The following is an 18,001-nucleotide window of genomic DNA, read 5'->3' as shown; positions in this document are numbered from 1 at the left end:
CCCACCGAAACCACCGCCGGAAACCGAGTTAGCGAAACCCGTGCAAGAAACGACCGACGAACTGGTCGAGAAACTGGCCTCCCGCAAGGTTGTCCCGTTGCGCCATCCGTGGCGGTGGGCGGCGGCCGCCGTCGCACTGGTGCTGCTCGCCCAGGCGGCGCACGCGCTGGTCACCAACGACGCCTTCCAGTGGGACGCCTTCGGCTACTGGTTCTTCCGCCCGGTCGTCCTCGAGGGGCTGCTGCTGACCTTGCAGCTCACCGGGTTGGCCGCGGTGTTCGGCCTCATCGGCGGGATCGCGCTCGCGCTGATGCGCCTGTCGCGCAACCCGGTGCTGCGGTCGGTGGCGTGGGGGTACATCTGGCTGTTCCGGTCGATCCCGCTGATCGTGCTGCTGCTGTTCCTCGCGAACGTCACCGCGCTGTACCACACGCTCAGCCTCGGAATCCCGTTCGGCCCGTCGTTTGTGGAGTTCAGCGCGAACGACCTGCTCAGCTTCTACTTCGTCGCGGTTCTGGGTCTTAGCCTCAACGAGGCCGCTTACGCTGCCGAGGTCGTGCGCTCCGGCATCATTTCCGTTGACCAGACGCAATTGGAGGCCGCTGCAGCGCTTGGTCTGCCGAAGTCCCGGCAGTACCGACGAATCATCTTGCCGCAAGCGACCAGAGCGATCATTCCCGCTTACGCCAACCAGCTCATCGGCTTGCTCAAGGGAACGTCGGTCGTCTACATCACCTCGCTGCTAGAGCTCTTCGGCGTCGTACAGAGCCAAGCGAGCGTGAACAGCGGCCAGATCATCCCGCTGCTCATGGTCGGCACGATCTGGTACATCGTCCTGACCAGTGTCTTGTCGGTGATCCAGTACTACCTGGAGCGCTACTTCTCCCGGGGAGCACTGCGCATCCTGCCGCTCACCCCGTTCCAACGGTTCCTCCGCGCGGCAGGAGTAGCGCGATGACAGTCGCAGTCACCGTAAGAGGCGCAGTCAAGACCTACGGGCCACACCGCGTGCTTGATGAGGTTGACTTCACCGCGCGGGCGGGTGAGGTCACGGCGATCATCGGCCCGTCCGGCTCAGGTAAGTCCACCTTGCTTCGTGCCATCAACCACCTTGAGCCTCTGGACAGTGGATTCGTCACTGTCCACGGCGAGCTCATCGGCGTCCGGATACACCGGGGCAGGCTTCGCGAACTCAGCGAACGGGCCATCCTGCGCCAGCGTTCCCACATCGGGTTCGTGTTCCAGAGCCTCAACCTGTTCCCTCACCTGTCCGTGGTGGAGAACGTCATCGAGGCCCCGATCGTCACCCAGGGTGTGCCGAAGCGAGAGGCTATAGCGCGCGCCAAGGAGTTGCTGGCGAAGGTAGGTCTATCGGACAAGGTCGACGCGTATCCGCGCCAACTCTCCGGCGGACAGCAGCAACGGGTCGCCATAGCCCGGGCGCTCGCGTTGGAGCCCAAGCTCATCCTGTTCGACGAGCCGACCTCGGCCCTCGACCCCGAACTGGTCGGCGAGGTGCTCACGGTGATCCGGGACCTCGCCGCGGCGGGCACCACCATGGTCGTGGTCACGCACGAGATCGGGTTCGCCCGCGAGGTCGCCGACCACGTCGTGTTCCTCGACGCCGGCCGCGTCGTCGAAGAAGGGCCGCCCAGCGAGGTCTTGTACACCCCAAGCCACGAGAGGACTCGCGAGTTCCTCGGCAAGCTCGTCTGAACCCGTTGTGCCGAACGGGTTCTCAATCACGGTGAATCAAACGAAGAAGAGGACAGCCATGCCCAGATCTGCCCGGTTAGCGTTAACAGCCACCGCTGCCGTTGTGGCGCTCGCGAGCCTCAGCGCTTGCGGGTCGTCGGAGCCGCCTGCCGCCGCAGCGGTAGATGCCAGTGGAAACACTGTTGTGACTGTCGCCGCGAACACCGACTTCACCACACCGCTTCAGTTGACCGTACCGAAGGTCGAGGCGATCCGGGCCAAGGTGCCCAAGGCGATCCTCGACCGGGGCACCCTGGTCATCGGTGTTGGCGGTCTGCCCAACAGCACCCCGCCGTTGGACCTCATCGGCTCTGACCAGAAGACCCTCACCGGCAGCGAACCGGACCTGGGCCGTCTTGTCGCCGCCGTCCTCGGGCTGACCCCGGACGTGCAGAACGCCTCTTGGCAGAACCTGTTCGTGCGGCTGAAGTCCGGCCAGTTCGACGCCGGGTTCTCCAACATCACCGTCACCGAGGAGCGCAAGACTCAGGGTCTCGCGTTTGCCTCTTACCGCAAGGACAACCTCGGCTTCGAGGTGAACAAGAACAACCCGTGGAACTTCGATGGCACCTACCAGAGCCTCGCGGGTAAGACTGTCGCGGTGAACACCGGCACCAACCAGGAGAAGATCCTGCTTGAGTGGCGCAACAAGCTGCAGGCCGAGGGCAAGACGCTGGAGGTCCGCAACTTCGCGGACATCAACAGCACGTACCTGGCGCTGGCGTCCGGTCGGATCGACGCGTACTTCTACCCCAACCCCACCGTCGCTTACCACGCGGCCAAGACCGCCTCGACGCCCAACCCGACCCGCAGCGCGGGCTCTTACTCCGGTGCGGGCGCCACGTTGCAGGGCCTGATCGCCGCCACCACCAAGAAGGACAGCGGCTTGGCCGAGCCGCTGGCCGAGGCGATCAACTACCTGATCGAGAACGGTCAGTACGCCAAGCTCCTCGCCGCCTACGGCCTCAGCGACGAGACCGTCCAGCGTTCCGAGGTCGACCCGCCCGGGTTGCCCATCAGCAACACCTGATCTGACCAACGCCTGACATGACAAGGCCCTGGCTCCCAAGAGGAGTCAGGGCCTTGCTCTTACGCGGGCTGAGTTACCGGCACCTGCACGGCAGTGAACCGCACGTGCCTTCTTAGCTTGAATCCGAGCGTCTCATAGAGGCGGATGGCGTTGGTGTTAGCCGCACCTGTGTGCAGGAACGGAACCTCGCCGCGCGCACGGATCCCGGCAGCGACAGTCAGGACCAACCGTGTCGCCAGACCCTTCCCGCGGAAAGCCGGGTCGGTGCACACAGCGCTGATCTCGGTCCAGCCCGGCGGGTGCAGCCGCTCCCCGGCCATCGCGACCAACGCCCCCTCGTGGCGGAAACCGACGTAGTTGCCCAACAGGATCGTCCGGGGCAGGAACGGTCCCGGTTGCGTCCGTTGCACGAGCTCGATCATCTCCGGGACGTCGGCGTGAGTCAGCCGGATCGCCTCGGGGTCCACCTTCGGCGCCAAGTGGTCGTCGACGAGCTGCACACCGGCGATGTCCAGGGTCGTCTCCCAGGCCTCCGCGGGCTGGGGCAGCCCGGGGGACACGAGGACCTCTTTGCCGGGACCGGCGAGCGCGGCGATGTCGGACCACACTTGGCTGCCCGCTTGGTGGTTCGCGCCCAGGAACGGGGCGACGTCCACCGGATACCGGGCAGCGTCACCGTGCCGCTCGGCCAAGTGCGCGTGCGCGCCGTTCAGCGACGCCCACACGGCGTTGTCCAGCAAAGACTCGTCAGCGCTCACACTCGCTCCTCGATCGACCGGGGAATCCAAACACAGCAGGCGTCTTGGCTGCCGCGGATATTCCCCGCGCGGGTGGGCTTCCCACATGCTGGGTCGCCCCTCCCGCGCTCTCTAATCTCGGATTTGAGGACTGGGAGGGAACATGTCGTTGTTCTTGGCGGTCGAACTAGACGGTGCGGGCGCGCACCCGGCCGCGTGGAGGGCTAGTGGCGCTGCCCCTGCGGCGGTGATCCTGCCTGGCCCACTTCGTGAGATCGTGACGGCAGCTGAAGAGGGTGGCTTCACCCTCGCGACGTTCGCCGACTCCCCAGTGCCGCCAAGCATCGGCGTTGACATCGCCGGACGACTGGAAGCGGTGGGGCGAGCCGCGTTCGTGAGCACTACGACCTCGCGGATCGGCCTAGCGCCGTCCGTGCCGACAGCGACAACTGAGCCGTTCCACCTCGCAGCGCAGATCGCGAGCCTGGACCACGCCTCCCGCGGTCGCGCTGCCTGGGTTGTCGAGGGCTCTGACTCTGCCGAGCTCGCGACAGTCGGCACCGATGGCCCGCCAGGCGAGGCTGCCGAGGTGGTGGCTGTCGTGCGCGCGCTGTGGGACTCGTGGGAAGACGACGCGGTCATCAAGGACGTCGCCACTGGCCGCTACCTCGACCCGGACAAGGTCCACCACGTCGACTTCGTCGGGTCCTCGTTCAGCGTCAAGGGCCCGCTGATCACGCCGCGCCCACCGCAGGGCCAACCGGTCGTGCTCGCCGCCGACACCCTGGGGGTGGCGGCCGACATCGCGCTGGTGTCCGGGCAGGACCGGCTGCGGGAGCGGGCCGACGCGGCTCGCGACACCGGGGCCGGACTGGTGTTCGCCGAGGTCGAGGTGGTCCTCGACGCGCACCGGCCCGCCGCGTCGCGCCTGGCCGACCTGAACCGGGCGACCCCGTGGACCACGCGCCGCACCCGCTACACCGGCTCCGCCGAGGGCCTGGTGGCGCTGCTGGCGGACCTGGCGGGCACCTTCGACGGCGTGCGGCTGCACCCCGCGGTGCTCGCCGTCGACCTGCCGCTGCTGGTCGAGCAGGTGCTGCCCGCCCTGGACATCCCCGCCCGGGGCGACACCCTGCGGGCGAGCCTCGGGCTGGTCAAGCCCACCAACCGCTTCGAGGGGAGCACCCGGTGACCGAGCCCCGCCTGCACCTCGGCGTCTTCTACACCGGCGTCGGCCAGCAGTACGCCTGGTCGGACCCGGGCAACGCCGACCACACGACCATCGACACCTTCGTCCAGATCGCGCACACCCTCGAACGCGGCTTGTTCGACGCCTTCTTCCTCGGCGAGGGGCTGCGTGTGCGGGAGAACCGCGGCCAGGTCCTGGCCACCGACGTGGCGGGCCGCCCCGACGCGATCACCCAGCTCGCCGCGCTCGCGGGCGCCACCACCCACATCGGCTTGGTCGCCACCCAGAACGCGACCTACAACTTCCCCGCCGACCTGGCCCGCAGGTTGGCCACGCTCGACCTGCTCTCCGACGGCCGGGCGGGCTGGAACGTCGTCACCACCGACAACGCCTGGACCGGCGAGAACTTCCGCCGTGGCGGCTGGCTGGCCCACGACCGCCGCTACGAGCGCGCCACCCAGTTCGTCGAGGCGGCCAAGGCGATCTGGTCCTCCTGGGCTGACGACGCCATCGTCGGTACCGACTCCTGGGCCCGGGCAGGCTCCATCCGAGCGGTCGAACGGCACACCGACCTGGTCGAGCTGACCGTCGTGCCCACGGTGCCGCGCAGCCGTCAGTGCCGCCCGGTCCTCTTCCAGTCGGGTGACTCACCCGGCGGCCGCGACCTCGCCGCCCGTCACGCCGACGTGGTCTTCTCCGCGAACACCGAGTACGAGAAGGCCCTCTCCTACGCGGAGGACCTACGCAACCGCCTCGCCTCTTATGGCCGCTCCCCGGACTCCTTGCGCATCCTTCCCGGCGCCGGGGTGGTCTTGGGCGCCACCGACGCCGAGGCGACCGAACGCGCGGAGTGGCTCCACCGGGAGCAGATCAACCCGCAGCGGGCGATCGGCTTCCTGGAGCAGTACTGGGGCAAGGACCTGTCCGCCTACGACCCCGACGGCCCACTACCCGATATCGAGCCCGACGAAGGTGAGCTCGACCCCTCGCGCGGCACGATCTCCATCGCCAACCGCACCGGCAAGCTCGACCGCATCCGCCAGTGGCGCGAACTCGCGGAAGACAAGAACCTGTCCATCCGGGAACTCGTCTTGGCCATCCACCCTCGCGAGCGCATCTTCGTGGGGACACCCGCGCGCATCGCCGACGAGTGGGCCCACTACGTCCGCACCCGAGCGGTCGACGGTTTCAACCTCACCCCGCACCGCCTACCGGGCACCATCGACGACGTGGTCAACCTCTTGGTCCCTGAGCTGCAAGAACGAGGGGTCTACCGGACTCACTACGAGGGCACCACGCTCCGGGAGCACTTGGACCTACCGCCGATCTCCTGACGGTGACGCCGCCCGGCTCGGTGTGGCGGCGTTCACGATCGGGGGATAGTGGATTGAGTGGGTTTGCATGAACATGCATACTTATCCACATGACGGTGCGGACAGCGGTGGCCGGGGCGAGCGGCTACGCCGGGGGCGAGGTGCTCCGGCTCCTGCTCGGCCACCCCGAGGTCGAGATCGGGGCCCTGACCGCGGGCGGCAACGCGGGCGCGCGACTCGGGCCGCTGCAGCCGCACCTGGTGCCGCTGGCCGACCGGGTCCTGGTGGAGACCACCGCCGAGACCCTGGCCGGGCACGACGTCGTGTTCCTCGCGCTCCCGCACGGTCACTCAGGTGAGATCGCCGCGCAACTCGGGCCGGACACGCTCGTCATCGACTGCGGCGCCGACCACCGGCTCAGCAACGCCCAGGACTGGGAGCGTTGGTACGGCTCCGCGCACGCCGGGCACTGGCCCTACGGCCTGCCTGAGCTCCCCAACGGCCGCGACAAGCTCAAGGGCACCAAGCGGGTAGCCGTCCCGGGCTGCTACCCCACGGTCAGCTCCCTCGCTCTAGCCCCCGCCGTCGAACACGGCCTCATCACCGACGACGTCGTAGTCGTCGCGGTGTCTGGGACCTCCGGCGCGGGTAAGAGCCTGAAAACGAACCTCTTGGGTTCCGAGGTCATGGGCTCCCTCAGCGCCTACGGCGTCGGCGGTACCCACCGGCACACGCCCGAGATCATCCAGAACCTCAGCGCCGTCGCCGGTCGCCGAGTCAACGTCTCGTTCACCCCGGTTCTTGCGCCACTCCCGCGCGGCATCCTTGCCACCTGCACGGCGCCACTCACCGGCACCGGCAACGTGCGCGAGGTCTACGAGCGCGCCTACGCCGATGAGCCGTTCGTATACCTCTTGCCGCAAGACCAGTGGCCGACCACGGCTGCGGTTCTCGGCTCTAACGCCGTCCACATCCAGGTCACCGTTGACGAAGACCTGCAGCGGCTGGTCGTGGTGGCCGCCATCGACAACCTGACCAAGGGCACGGCGGGTGCCGCTGTGCAGTCCATGAACATCGCACTCGGCCTCCCGGAGACGGCGGGCCTGTCCACTGTGGGGGTCGCACCGTGAGCGGGAACATCAACCGGGACCAGGGAGTGGCCGCCGCCGCCGGGTTCCGGGCGGCCGGGGTCGTCGCGGGCATCAAGTCCAACGGCAAGCCCGACCTGACCCTCGTGGTCAACGACGGTCCGTCGACCGCCGCCGCCGGGGTGTTCACCCGCAACAAGGTCAAGGCCGCGCCCGTGTTGTGGTCGAGCCAGGTCCTCACGACCGGCTCCCTCAAAGCGGTCGTCCTCAACTCCGGCGGCGCCAACGCGTGCACCGGCCCTGAGGGCTTCCAAGACACCCACGCCACCGCCGAGAAGGTCGCCGACGTGCTCGGCGTCGGTGCGATCGACGTCGCTGTTTGCTCTACCGGCCTCATCGGCGAGCGCTTGCCCATGGACGCCGTGTTCTCCGGGGTCGACCTCGCTACTAAAGAGCTCGCGACCGGCGCGGAAGCAGGCCTCGCCGCCGCGACCGGGGTGATGACCACCGACACCGTCCCCAAGCAGACCGCCCTTACCCACCCCGACGGCTGGACCGTGGGCGGCTTCGCCAAGGGCGCAGGCATGTGCGCGCCCAACATGGCCACCATGCTCAGCGTCATCACCAGCGACGCGTCGGTTGACGCCACCGCCGTTGACGCCGCCCTGCGCACCGCCGTCGAGTCCACCTTCAACCGGCTCGACGTCGACGGCGGTACCTCCACCAACGACACTGTGCTGCTGCTGGTGTCCGGCGCTTCCGGTGTCGAGGTGGCCCCTGCGGAGTTCACCGAGGCCCTCACCGCGGTCTGCGCCGACCTGGTCGCCCAGCTCCAGGCAGACGCCGAGGGCGTCACCAAGCACGTCACCATCACCGTCCGGGGTGCCGCCACCGACGCCGAGGCGGTCGCCGCCGCCCGCACCATCGCGGTCGACAACCTCTGCAAGACCGCGTTCTTCGCCAGTGATCCCAACTGGGGCCGCATCGCCATGGCCGTCGGCAACGCCCCCACGCAGTTCGACCCGGCCAACCTCGACATCACCCTCAACGGCGTTCAGGTCTGCCGGGCCGGTGGCCGCGGCGAAGACCGCTCGGCGGCAGACCTGTCCGGCCGCGACATCCTCGTGGAGATCAACCTGCACGCGGGCGAGGGCACCGGCACGATCCTCACCACCGACCTGTCGCACGCCTACGTCGAAGAGAACAGCGCTTACTCCTCATGACCGCCCCAGCCGACAAAGCACGCGTCCTCATAGAGGCACTGCCTTGGCTGCGGCGCCTTCATGGCGCGCTGGTCGTGGTGAAGTACGGCGGCAACGCCATGGTCGACGATGACCTCAAGAGGGCCTTCGCCGAAGACATGGTCTTTCTGCGGCTCGCCGGTCTACGCCCCGTGGTCGTGCACGGAGGCGGCCCGCAGATCGGCGCCATGCTCAAGACGATGGGCATCACCAGCGAGTTCCGGGCGGGTCTTCGGGTCACCACCCCGGAAGCGATGGATGTCGTCCGGATGGTCCTCACCGGGCAGGTCAGCCGCGAACTGGTGAGCTTGCTCAACCAGCACGGTCCTTACGCGGTCGGCATCTCAGGCGAGGACGCCCACCTGTTCACCGCCGAACGTCGCACAGCAGTCATCGACGGTGAAGAGATCGACCTAGGCCTGGTAGGGGATGTCGTCGAGGTTAACCCTGCCTCCGTACTCGACATCGTTGGCGCAGGCCGCATCCCGGTAGTGTCTACTGTGGCCGCAGACCGCAATGGCGTTACCCACAACGTCAACGCCGACACCGCAGCCGCCGCACTGGCGATCGCCTTGCGCGCTGAGAAGCTGGTAGTCCTAACTGACGTCGAAGGCCTCTACGCGAACTGGCCAGATCGCTCATCCTTGCTGCACGAGATCCGCGCGAGCGAGCTGGCCACACTGCTGCCGGACCTGGAGAGCGGCATGGTCCCCAAGATGGAGGCCTGCCTGCGCGCGGTCACCGGCGGCGTCCCGCGCGCGCACGTCATCGACGGCAGGCTCGCGCATTCGGTTCTGCTCGAAGTGTTCACCAGCGGCGGCGTCGGGACCATGGTGCTGCCGGACGAGGGGGAGTAGCGATGATCGGGTCCAACCTGGACGGACAGGCGCGGTGGAAGTCCGCGCTGATGGACAACTACGGCACGCCCGCGCTCACCGTCGTGCGCGGTGAGGGCGCCTACGTGTGGGACGCCGATGGCACCCGCTACCTCGACCTCGTCGGCGGCATCGCCACCAACGTGCTCGGCCACGCGCACCCTGCCGTCGTCGCTGCGGTCACAGCGCAGATCGGCACGATCGCGCACACCTCCAACCTCTACGTGAACCCGGTCGCGGTTGAGCTCGCCGAGGCGCTGCTCGACATCGCTGGCCTCACCGGCGACGCGAAGGTCGTGTTCAGCAACTCCGGCGCCGAGGCCAACGAGGCCGCGTTCAAGCTGGCCCGGCTCACCGGCCGCCGCAAGGTCATCGCCACCCACGGCGCCTTCCACGGCCGCACCATGGGCTCGCTCACCCTCACCGGCCAGCCGCCCAAGCGCGAGCCGTTCCAGCCGCTGGTCCCCGGCGTCGAGCACATCCCCTTCGGTGACGTCGAGGCCCTGCGCGCCGCCGTCGACGCCGACACCGCCGCGGTGATCCTCGAACCCGTCCTCGGCGAGGGTGGCGTCATCCCCGCCCCCGACGGCTACCTGCAGGCGGCCCGCGAGATCACCAGCGCTGCCGGGACGCTGCTCATCCTCGACGAGGTGCAGACCGGCATCGGTCGCCTGGGCAGCTGGTTCGCGTTCCAGCAGGCGGGCATCACCCCGGACATCTTCACCCTGGCCAAGGGCCTAGGGGGAGGGTTGCCACTCGGCGCGTGCGTGGCCGTTGGCGCTGCCGCAAACCTCTTCGCCGCGGGTCACCACGGCACCACCTTCGGTGGCAACGCTGTCTGCGCCGCTGCCGGTCTCGCTGTGCTTCGCACCATCGCCGCCGACGGCATCCTCGAGCACGTCGCAGCGCTCGGTAAGGACATCACCGCAGGCATCGAGGAGCTCGACCACCCTCTTATCGCTGGCGTTCGCGGTAACGGCCTACTCCTCGGGGTAGCCCTAACCGCGCCCATCTCGGGTGCCGTCGCCACCGCCGCCGCGGCCAAGGGGTACCTGGTCAACAACGTCCAGGCCGACGCGATCCGCCTCGCCCCGCCGCTGATCCTCACCGACGAGCAGGCGGGCGAGTTCATCGCCGACCTGCCCGGCATCCTCGACACTGCGGCCGCCACCACCCCGGCGGAGGCCTGACATGCCCCGGCACTTCCTCCGCGACGACGACCTGACCCCCGCCGAGCAGCGCGAGATCCTCGACCTCGCCGACCGGCTCAAGGCCGACCCGCTCGAACACCGCCCCCTCGCGGGCAAGGCCGTCGCGGCCATCTTCGAGAAGAACTCCACCCGCACCAGGGTGTCCTTCGAGGTCGGCGTCGCCCAGCTCGGCGGCACCTCGGTCATCGTCGACGGCCGCACCATGCAGCTCGGCCGCGAGGAGACCATCGAGGACACCTCCCGGGTCCTGTCCCGCTACGTCGACGTCGTCGTCTGGCGCACCTACGCCCAGAAGCGCATCGAGGCCATGGCGTCGGCCTCCCGCATCCCGGTCGTCAACGCGCTCACCGACGAGTTCCACCCCTGCCAGGTGCTCGCGGACCTGATGACCATCCGCGAGCGGCACGGCAGGCTCGAGGGCATCACCGCCACCTACCTCGGTGATGGCGCCAACAACATGGCGCATTCCCTGCTGCTCGGCGGCGCGACCGCGGGCATGCACGTGCGCGTCGTCGCCCCGGTCGGCTTCGAGCCCCGCCCGGACATCCTCACCGACGCCACCAAACGCGCCCAGGAGACCGGCGGCTCGGTCACCGTCCTGGACGACCCGCGCGCCGCCGTCGACGGCTCCGACGTGCTGGTCACCGACACCTGGACCTCCATGGGCCAGGAGAACGACGGCCGCGACCGGGTCAGCTCCTTCCGCACGCTGCGCGTGGACGCCGAACTCCTCGGCCACGCCGCCCCCGGCGCCATCGTGCTGCACTGCCTGCCCGCCCACCGCGGCTGGGAGATCACCGACGAGGTGCTCGACGGGCCCGCCAGCGCGGTGTGGGACGAGGCGGAGAACCGGCTGCACGCGCAGAAGGCACTGCTGAGCTGGCTGGTGACCCACCCGTGACCACCTCGGCCGCGACCAGGGCCGCCCGGCAGGCCCGCATCGTCGAACTCGTCAGCGAGCGCGCCATCCGCAGCCAGACCGAGCTGGCCACGCTGCTGCACGCCGAGGGCGTCGAGGCCACCCAGGCCACGCTCTCGCGCGACCTCGACGAGCTGGGCGCGGTCAAGCTGCGCGGCGCCGACGGCGGCGCCCCCGTCTACGTCATCCCCGAGGACGGCAACCCGGTCCGCGGCGTGCAGGGCGGCACGTCCCGGCTCACCCGCCTGCTGACCGAACTGCTCGTCTCCGCCGACGGCTCGGCGAACCTGACCGTGCTGCGAACCCCGCCCGGTGCCGCGCAGTTCCTGGCCAGCGCGATCGACCGGGCCGCTCTGCACGAGGTCGTCGGCACCATCGCCGGTGACGACACCCTCATGGTCATCTGCCGCGAACCGGTCACCGGCCTGGAACTGGCCGACCGGTTCACCGCGATGGCCGCCCGCGCCCAAGCGGGCACCAAGGACTTGGCAAAACGAGGAGAGAACAATGAGTGACAGGGTGGTACTCGCCTACTCCGGTGGGCTCGACACGTCGGTGGCCATCGGCTGGATCGCCGAGGAGACCGGGGCCGAGGTCGTCGCCGTCGCGGTCGACGTCGGCCAGGGTGGCGAGGACCTCGACACCATCCGCAAGCGGGCGCTGGAGTGCGGCGCGGTCGAGGCCGTCGTCGCCGACGCCCGCGACGAGTTCGCCGAGCAGTACTGCCTGCCCGCGTTGCAGGCCAACGCCCTCTACCAGGACCGCTACCCGCTGGTGTCGGCACTGTCCCGCCCGGTGATCGTCAAGCACCTGGTCGAGGCGGCCAAGTACCACGGCGCGAGCACCGTCTCGCACGGCTGCACCGGCAAGGGCAACGACCAGGTCCGCTTCGAGGTCGGCATCGGCGCCCTCGCCCCCGACCTCAAGGTCATCGCCCCGGTCCGCGACTTCGCCTGGACCCGCGAGAAGGCCATCGCCTGGGCCGAGGACCGCAACCTGCCCATCGACGTGTCGAAGAAGTCGCCGTTCTCCATCGACCAGAACGTCTGGGGCCGCGCGGTCGAGACCGGCTTCCTCGAGGACATCTGGAACGCCCCCACCGAGGACGTCTACGACTACACCGCGAACCCGGCCGAGCCGCGCGACGCCGACGAGGTGGTCATCACCTTCGACAAGGGCGTCCCGGTCGCCATCGACGGCGAGACCGTCACCGTGCTGCAGGCCATCCAGGTGCTCAACCGCCGCGCGGGCGCCCAGGGCGTCGGCAGGCTCGACATGGTCGAGGACCGGCTGGTCGGCATCAAGAGCCGCGAGGTCTACGAGGCGCCCGGCGCGATCGCGCTGATCACCGCCCACCAAGAGCTGGAGAACGTCACCGTCGAGCGCGACCTGGCCCGCTTTAAGCGCGGCGTCGAGCAGCGCTGGACCGAGCTGGTCTACGACGGCCTGTGGTTCTCCCCGCTCAAGGAGGCGCTGGACACCTTCATCGCCCGCAGCCAGGAGTACGTCACCGGCGACGTCCGGATCGTGCTCCACGGCGGGCGTGCCGTGGTCAACGGCCGCCGGTCCGAGCAGGCGCTCTACGACTTCAACCTCGCCACCTACGACGAGGGCGACACCTTCGACCAGTCCCTGGCCAAGGGCTTCGTCCAGCTCTGGGGCCTGCCGTCGAAGATCGCCGCTAAGCGCTCCCTGCACCACTGACCCCCACCCGGGCGCGGCAGGCATACCTGCCGCGCTCGGGGGCGCCCCGTCCAGGAAGGACATTTCGTTGAGTCAGCAGGAACCCACCGCATTGTGGGGTGGGCGGTTCAGCTCCGGGCCTGCCGAGGCCATGGCCGCGTTGAGCCTGTCGACCCACTTCGACTGGCGGTTGGCCAGCTACGACATCGCCGGATCCCGGGCGCACGCGCTGGTCTTGCACCGCGCGAACCTTCTTACCGAGACCGAGCTGACCGGCATGCTCAACGCGTTGGACGTGCTTGAGCGCGACGTCGTCGACGGTTCCTTCACACCCGTGGCCGCGGACGAGGACGTCCACACCGCGCTTGAGCGCGGCCTGATCGATCGCGCGGGCACCGAACTCGGCGGCAAGCTCCGCGCGGGCCGCTCCCGCAACGACCAGATCGCCACCCTGTTCCGCATGTACCTGCGCGACGCCGCCAGGATCGTCGCCACCGGCACCCTCAACGTCGTCGAGGCCCTCGTGAGCCAAGCCGACCGCCACCCCGGCGCCCCCATGCCCGGGCGCACCCACCTGCAGCACGCCCAGCCCGTGCTGTTGGCCCACCACCTGCTCGCGCACACGCAGGCACTGCTGCGCGACGTCGACCGCCTCCAGGACTGGGACCGCCGCGCCGCCATCTCGCCTTACGGCTCCGGCGCGCTCGCAGGCTCGTCACTGGGCCTGGACCCGGCCGCCGTCGCCAAGGAACTCGGCTTCGACGCCCCGACCGAGAACTCCATCGATGGCACCGCCTCCCGCGACTTCGCCGCCGAGTTCGCCTTCGTGGTCGCCATGCTCGGCGTCAACCTGTCCAGGGTCGCCGAGGAAGTGATCATCTGGACCACCGCCGAGTTCGGCTACGCCACCCTCGACGACGCGTGGGCCACCGGCAGCTCGATCATGCCGCAGAAGAAGAACCCGGACGTCGCCGAGCTCACCAGGGGCAAGTCCGGCAGGCTGATCGGCAACCTGGCGGGCCTGCTGGCCACCCTCAAGGCGCAGCCGCTGGCCTACAACCGCGACCTGCAGGAGGACAAGGAGCCGGTCTTCGACTCCGTCGCCCAGCTCGAGCTCCTGCTGCCCGCCCTCGCGGGCATGCTCGGCACGCTGACCTTCGACACCGACCGGCTCGCCGCCCTCGCCCCCGCGGGCTTCACCCTCGCCACCGACATCGCCGAGTGGCTGGTCCGCGCGGGCGTGCCGTTCCGGATCGCCCACGAGGCGGCGGGGGAGTGCGTGCGCAGGGCCGAGGCGCGCGGCGCGGGCCTCGAAGACCTCACCGACGCCGAACTGGCGGAGGTCAACCCGGCGCTGACTCCCGAGGTGCGGGACGTGCTGACCGTCTCCGGGTCGATCGCCTCGCGCGACGCGTACGGTGGGACCGCGCCGCGGCGGGTCGCGGAGCAGCGGGACCGGGTCGTGCGACGAGTCGAGGAGTACCGGACGTGGGCGGAGCAGGTCATCCGGAAGTAACTCGCGTCCTGTTCGTCGGCAACAGCTTCACCTACTTCCACAACCTCCCCGAGTTGGTGGTCGCTCTAGCGCGACCCGACCGCGCTGTGTCCGTGGCGATGCTTGCCACTCCCGGCGCGGTCCTCGGGGAGGCGTGGGCGACAGGCGCGCCAACCGCGGCCTTACGCAGCGGCGCTGACTACGTCGTCTTGCAGGAACAGAGCACGCTTGGCGGTGAGCTGGTGGTCGACGGCATACCCCGGCCGCAAGACCCCGCCAAGTTCCACGCCGCGGTCCGCCTCGCCGTAGCCGACATCGTCAGCGCCAATTCCTCTGCGGTGCTCTACATGACCTGGGCCAGGCGAGACGACCCCGACGCACAGCACGCTCTATCGCACGCCTACACCTCCATCGGTGAGCAGCTCGGCGTGGCCGTTTCGCCAGTTGGCATTGCCTGGCGTACCGCGCTGGCAGAACGCCCGGACTTGGTCCTCCACGACGAGGACGCCAGTCACCCCGCTCCTGCGGGCTCCTACCTCGCCGCGTGCGTACTGACCGCGACCCTCTTCGGCCTAGATCCGCGTGGACGCACTAGCCGGGTCACCGGTCAGGCCATCGACTCGGAAGGGGTCTTGGGCGAGCCCGACAGCACGCTCATAGACCTGCCCGAAGCGGATGCCGCCTACCTCCAGGACGTCGCTTGGCGAACCGCATGCTGACTCGCGAAGACCTGGCCGTCGACCCAGTCGACGCCTCGAAGCTTCTCCTCGGCGCCACCTTGCGAGCCGACAGCGCCGACGGCACCGTCGAGGTCCGCATCGTCGAAGTAGAGGCTTACCGCGGCGGGGACGATCCGGCCTCTCACTGCTACCGCGGCAAGACCCCGCGCAACGAAGTGATGTTCGGTCCCGCCGGGCACCTGTACGTGTACTTCGTCTACGGCATGCACTTCTGCGCCAACGTGGTGTCCCTGACCGACGGCGTGCCAGGCGCGGTCTTGCTCCGCGCGGGGGAGGTCATCAGCGGTTTGGACATCGCCCGCGCCAGGCGTCCCTCCTCCCGCTCGGACGCCGAACTCGCCAAGGGACCGGCTCGCCTCACCACCGTGCTCGGTCTCAAGGCAGACCAGAACGGGCTGGACTTGACCGACCCGGCATCCCCCGTCCGGCTCTACAAGGGCGAGCCCGTCCAGGCAGACCAGGTTCGCGTAGGGCCACGCGTAGGCGTCGCCGTGGCCATCGACGTGCCCTGGCGCTTCTGGGTCGATGGCTCCAAGGCTGTGAGTGCCTACCGTCGCGGGGGCAAGAGGGGCATCGTTCGGGTCGTACCTAGCCAGTAGCGCAAACCCGGTGGTCGGCGGCTGTGCGGGGGAGGGAAGATAGCCGCCGTGAGTGAACACATCCTCGACGAGCTGACCTGGCGCGGCTTGATCGCGCAGTCCACCGACCTCGACGCGCTGCGTAAGGACCTCGACGCGGGCCCACTCACCCTCTATGCGGGCTTCGACCCCACCGCGCCGAGCCTGCACGCGGGCAACCTGGTGCCCCTGCTCATGCTGCGCCGCTTCCAGCGTGCCGGGCACCGACCGATCGTGCTCGCGGGTGGGGCCACCGGCATGATCGGCGACCCCCGCGACACCGGTGAGCGGGCCCTCAACACCCTCGACGTCGTCGCCGAGTGGGCCGACCGCATCCGCGGCCAGCTGGAGCGGTTCGTCGACTTCGACGACTCGCCCACCGGCGCGGTCGTGGTCAACAACCTCGACTGGACCCGCGACGTGTCCGTCCTCGACTTCATGCGCGACATCGGCAAGCACTTCTCGGTGAATGTGATGCTCGCCAGGGAGACCGTCAAACGCCGCCTCGAGTCCGACGGCATGTCCTACACCGAGTTCAGCTACCTGCTCTTGCAGTCCCACGACTACCTGCGCTTGCACCAGGCCCACGGCTGCAAGCTCCAGGTAGGTGGCTCAGACCAGTGGGGCAACATCATCGGCGGGGTGGAGCTGACGCGGCGGGTAGCGGGTGCCTCCGTGCACGCGCTGACCGCGCCTCTTGTCACCGACGCCGAAGGCCGCAAGTTCGGTAAGTCCACCGGCGGCGGCAACGTGTGGCTCGATCCCGCTCTGACCTCGCCGTACGCCTGGTACCAGTACTTCGTGAACGTGGGCGACGCCGACGTCTTGCGCTACCTGCGGCTGTTCACCTTCCTCAGCCAAGAGGAGATCCAGTCCCTAGAGCAGGACACCGCAGAACGCCCCCACCTGCGAGCTGCGCAGAAGCGCTTGGCGGAGGAGTTCACGACCCTGGTGCACGGGGAGCGGGAGACCACCCAGGTGATCGCGGCAAGCCAGGCCCTCTTCGGCAGGGGAGAACTGGCTGGGTTGGACCTGTCGACGCTCGACGCCGCCATGGCGGAAGCGCCCACGGGCACGGTCCGGCTGGCTGAAGGGCCGACGATCGTCGACCTGTTGATCGCCTCGGGGCTCGCTGACAGCAGGGGAGCCGCTAGGCGCACGGTCAACGAGGGCGGTGCCTACGTGAACAACGCCAAGGTGACCGACGAGGCCTGGGTACCCGCGAAGGAAGACCTGCTGCACGACAAGTGGCTGGTCCTGCGGCGGGGGAAGCGCAACACCGCCGGGGTGCAGGTGCACGCCTAAGCCCATCCGAGTGGTCCTCTAGTGACCGCGAGTGGCCGTCGCCCGTTCTCGGGCGGCGGCCACTGGTGTTTTCGCAGCTCAGCGCGGTGCAGGGCGAGGTAGACGGCCGATCTCAGAGAAAGTTCACGTGACGGCGGTCACATACACACCGGTCTGAGGGTGGGTTACGGTGGTTTTGCGGCCCGGCACAGGGGTGGTGACCTGCGGTTTCACCCTGTGATGGGTTCCTGGGGGTGCGATTTGACCCTGGGTTTCCGGCCGTGTAACTTTCTCTCTGTCAGCGCGACACGGGCCGGGAAAACCGGAACGAGCGCCAGACAGACTCGGATCGACGAGGGCCGCGAACCAAGCTCCCGCCGCAAGGTGGTAGAGTGGGTGGCCTCAAGTTCGAGAGACAAAGCCAAGATCTACCAGCCTCTGGTGGCGCCGCTCAGCGCGGTCGATCTGGATGTGCGTGTGTTGTTTGAGAACTCAACAGTGTGCCGATTTAAGCCAGTAGAGCTTGAATGATTGAACCCCATTTGTGGGTTCCTTTGAGATGAATATGATGCCAGTTTGGTGTCTGTTTGTCGGGTAACAACTCTTAAAGCATCTTTGGAGAGTTTGATCCTGGCTCAGGACGAACGCTGGCGGCGTGCTTAACACATGCAAGTCGAGCGGTAAGGCCCTTCGGGGTACACGAGCGGCGAACGGGTGAGTAACACGTGGGTAATCTGCCCCATACTCTGGGATAAGCCTTGGAAACGAGGTCTAATACCGGATATGACTTCCTACCGCATGGTGGGAGGTGGAAAGTTCCGGCG

At 68.6% G+C, this 18,001-nt stretch carries 17 protein-coding genes and 1 rRNA gene; 17 read left to right on the top strand and 1 reads right to left on the bottom strand.

Annotation, left to right across the window (positions count from 1 at the left end; translation table 11 throughout):
• Positions 1–40: 40 nt before the first annotated feature.
• The 3 genes from LV75_RS30700 to LV75_RS30690 all read left to right on the top strand — a co-directional run bounded on the left by LV75_RS30700 (position 41) and on the right by LV75_RS30690 (position 2,785).
• Complete coding sequence (locus LV75_RS30700) at positions 41–958, top strand: amino acid ABC transporter permease (RefSeq protein ID WP_253890859.1); 918 nt, start codon at positions 41–43, stop codon at positions 956–958.
• Positions 955–1,716: an amino acid ABC transporter ATP-binding protein gene (locus LV75_RS30695; RefSeq protein WP_253890858.1), complete on the top strand. Its 762-nt coding sequence runs from the start codon at positions 955–957 to the stop codon at positions 1,714–1,716. Before LV75_RS30700 ends, LV75_RS30695 begins: the two co-directional genes overlap by 4 nt.
• 184 nt (positions 1,717–1,900) lie before the next feature.
• Complete coding sequence (locus LV75_RS30690; RefSeq protein WP_253890857.1) at positions 1,901–2,785, top strand: transporter substrate-binding domain-containing protein; 885 nt, start codon at positions 1,901–1,903, stop codon at positions 2,783–2,785.
• A 59-nt stretch (positions 2,786–2,844) separates the two neighbouring features.
• Here the strand turns inward: LV75_RS30690 and LV75_RS30685 are convergent, their stop codons facing one another.
• A complete protein-coding gene (locus LV75_RS30685; RefSeq protein ID WP_253890856.1) occupies positions 2,845–3,543 on the bottom strand; it encodes a GNAT family N-acetyltransferase in 699 nt (232 codons plus the stop codon).
• A 142-nt stretch (positions 3,544–3,685) separates the two neighbouring features.
• On the opposite strand from LV75_RS30685, the gene LV75_RS30680 reads away from it, so the two are divergent.
• From LV75_RS30680 to LV75_RS30615, 14 genes are all read left to right on the top strand, one after another.
• Entirely contained in the window at positions 3,686–4,714 is a 1,029-nt protein-coding gene (locus LV75_RS30680; protein ID WP_253890855.1) for an LLM class flavin-dependent oxidoreductase, read from the top strand.
• The gene (locus LV75_RS30675) at positions 4,711–6,045 is read left to right on the top strand and encodes an NtaA/DmoA family FMN-dependent monooxygenase (RefSeq protein ID WP_253890854.1); all 1,335 of its coding nucleotides are present in this window, start codon (positions 4,711–4,713) and stop codon (positions 6,043–6,045) included. Before LV75_RS30680 ends, LV75_RS30675 begins: the two co-directional genes overlap by 4 nt.
• Before the next feature lie 89 nt (positions 6,046–6,134).
• Positions 6,135–7,154, top strand: a complete 1,020-nt coding sequence (gene argC / locus LV75_RS30670) for an N-acetyl-gamma-glutamyl-phosphate reductase (RefSeq protein ID WP_253890853.1) — start codon at positions 6,135–6,137, stop codon at positions 7,152–7,154.
• A complete protein-coding gene (argJ, locus tag LV75_RS30665) occupies positions 7,151–8,335 on the top strand; it encodes a bifunctional glutamate N-acetyltransferase/amino-acid acetyltransferase ArgJ (RefSeq protein ID WP_253890852.1) in 1,185 nt (394 codons plus the stop codon). Before argC ends, argJ begins: the two co-directional genes overlap by 4 nt.
• Positions 8,332–9,210, top strand: coding sequence for an acetylglutamate kinase (gene argB, locus LV75_RS30660; RefSeq protein ID WP_253890851.1), 879 nt, complete (start codon positions 8,332–8,334; stop codon positions 9,208–9,210). Before argJ ends, argB begins: the two co-directional genes overlap by 4 nt.
• Before the next feature lie 2 nt (positions 9,211–9,212).
• On the top strand, positions 9,213–10,418 hold the full coding sequence (locus tag LV75_RS30655) for an acetylornithine transaminase (protein WP_253890850.1): 1,206 nt from the start codon (positions 9,213–9,215) through the stop codon (positions 10,416–10,418).
• A gap of 1 nt (position 10,419) precedes the next feature.
• Complete coding sequence (gene argF, locus LV75_RS30650; RefSeq protein ID WP_253890849.1) at positions 10,420–11,340, top strand: ornithine carbamoyltransferase; 921 nt, start codon at positions 10,420–10,422, stop codon at positions 11,338–11,340.
• Positions 11,337–11,873: an arginine repressor gene (locus tag LV75_RS30645; RefSeq protein ID WP_253890848.1), complete on the top strand. Its 537-nt coding sequence runs from the start codon at positions 11,337–11,339 to the stop codon at positions 11,871–11,873. Before argF ends, LV75_RS30645 begins: the two co-directional genes overlap by 4 nt.
• Positions 11,866–13,062, top strand: a complete 1,197-nt coding sequence (locus LV75_RS30640) for an argininosuccinate synthase (RefSeq protein ID WP_253890847.1) — start codon at positions 11,866–11,868, stop codon at positions 13,060–13,062. Before LV75_RS30645 ends, LV75_RS30640 begins: the two co-directional genes overlap by 8 nt.
• A 67-nt stretch (positions 13,063–13,129) precedes the next feature.
• Complete coding sequence (gene argH / locus LV75_RS30635) at positions 13,130–14,557, top strand: argininosuccinate lyase (RefSeq protein WP_301320122.1); 1,428 nt, start codon at positions 13,130–13,132, stop codon at positions 14,555–14,557.
• The gene (locus tag LV75_RS30630) at positions 14,530–15,255 is read left to right on the top strand and encodes an SGNH/GDSL hydrolase family protein (RefSeq protein WP_253890846.1); all 726 of its coding nucleotides are present in this window, start codon (positions 14,530–14,532) and stop codon (positions 15,253–15,255) included. The genes argH and LV75_RS30630 overlap by 28 nt, the downstream gene beginning before the upstream one ends.
• Complete coding sequence (locus LV75_RS30625; protein ID WP_253890845.1) at positions 15,249–15,875, top strand: DNA-3-methyladenine glycosylase; 627 nt, start codon at positions 15,249–15,251, stop codon at positions 15,873–15,875. The genes LV75_RS30630 and LV75_RS30625 overlap by 7 nt, the downstream gene beginning before the upstream one ends.
• Positions 15,876–15,923: 48 nt before the next feature.
• A complete protein-coding gene (tyrS, locus tag LV75_RS30620) occupies positions 15,924–17,198 on the top strand; it encodes a tyrosine--tRNA ligase (protein WP_253890844.1) in 1,275 nt (424 codons plus the stop codon).
• 591 nt (positions 17,199–17,789) lie between these two features.
• Positions 17,790–18,001, top strand: a 16S ribosomal RNA gene (locus LV75_RS30615); the annotation flags it as partial.

The sequence above is a fragment of the Actinokineospora diospyrosa genome (assembly GCF_024171925.1).
Classification (GTDB): Bacteria; Actinomycetota; Actinomycetes; order Mycobacteriales; family Pseudonocardiaceae; genus Actinokineospora; species Actinokineospora diospyrosa.
Note: the sequence above shows the minus strand (reverse complement) of the source record. Positions and strands in the feature narration are given on the sequence as shown.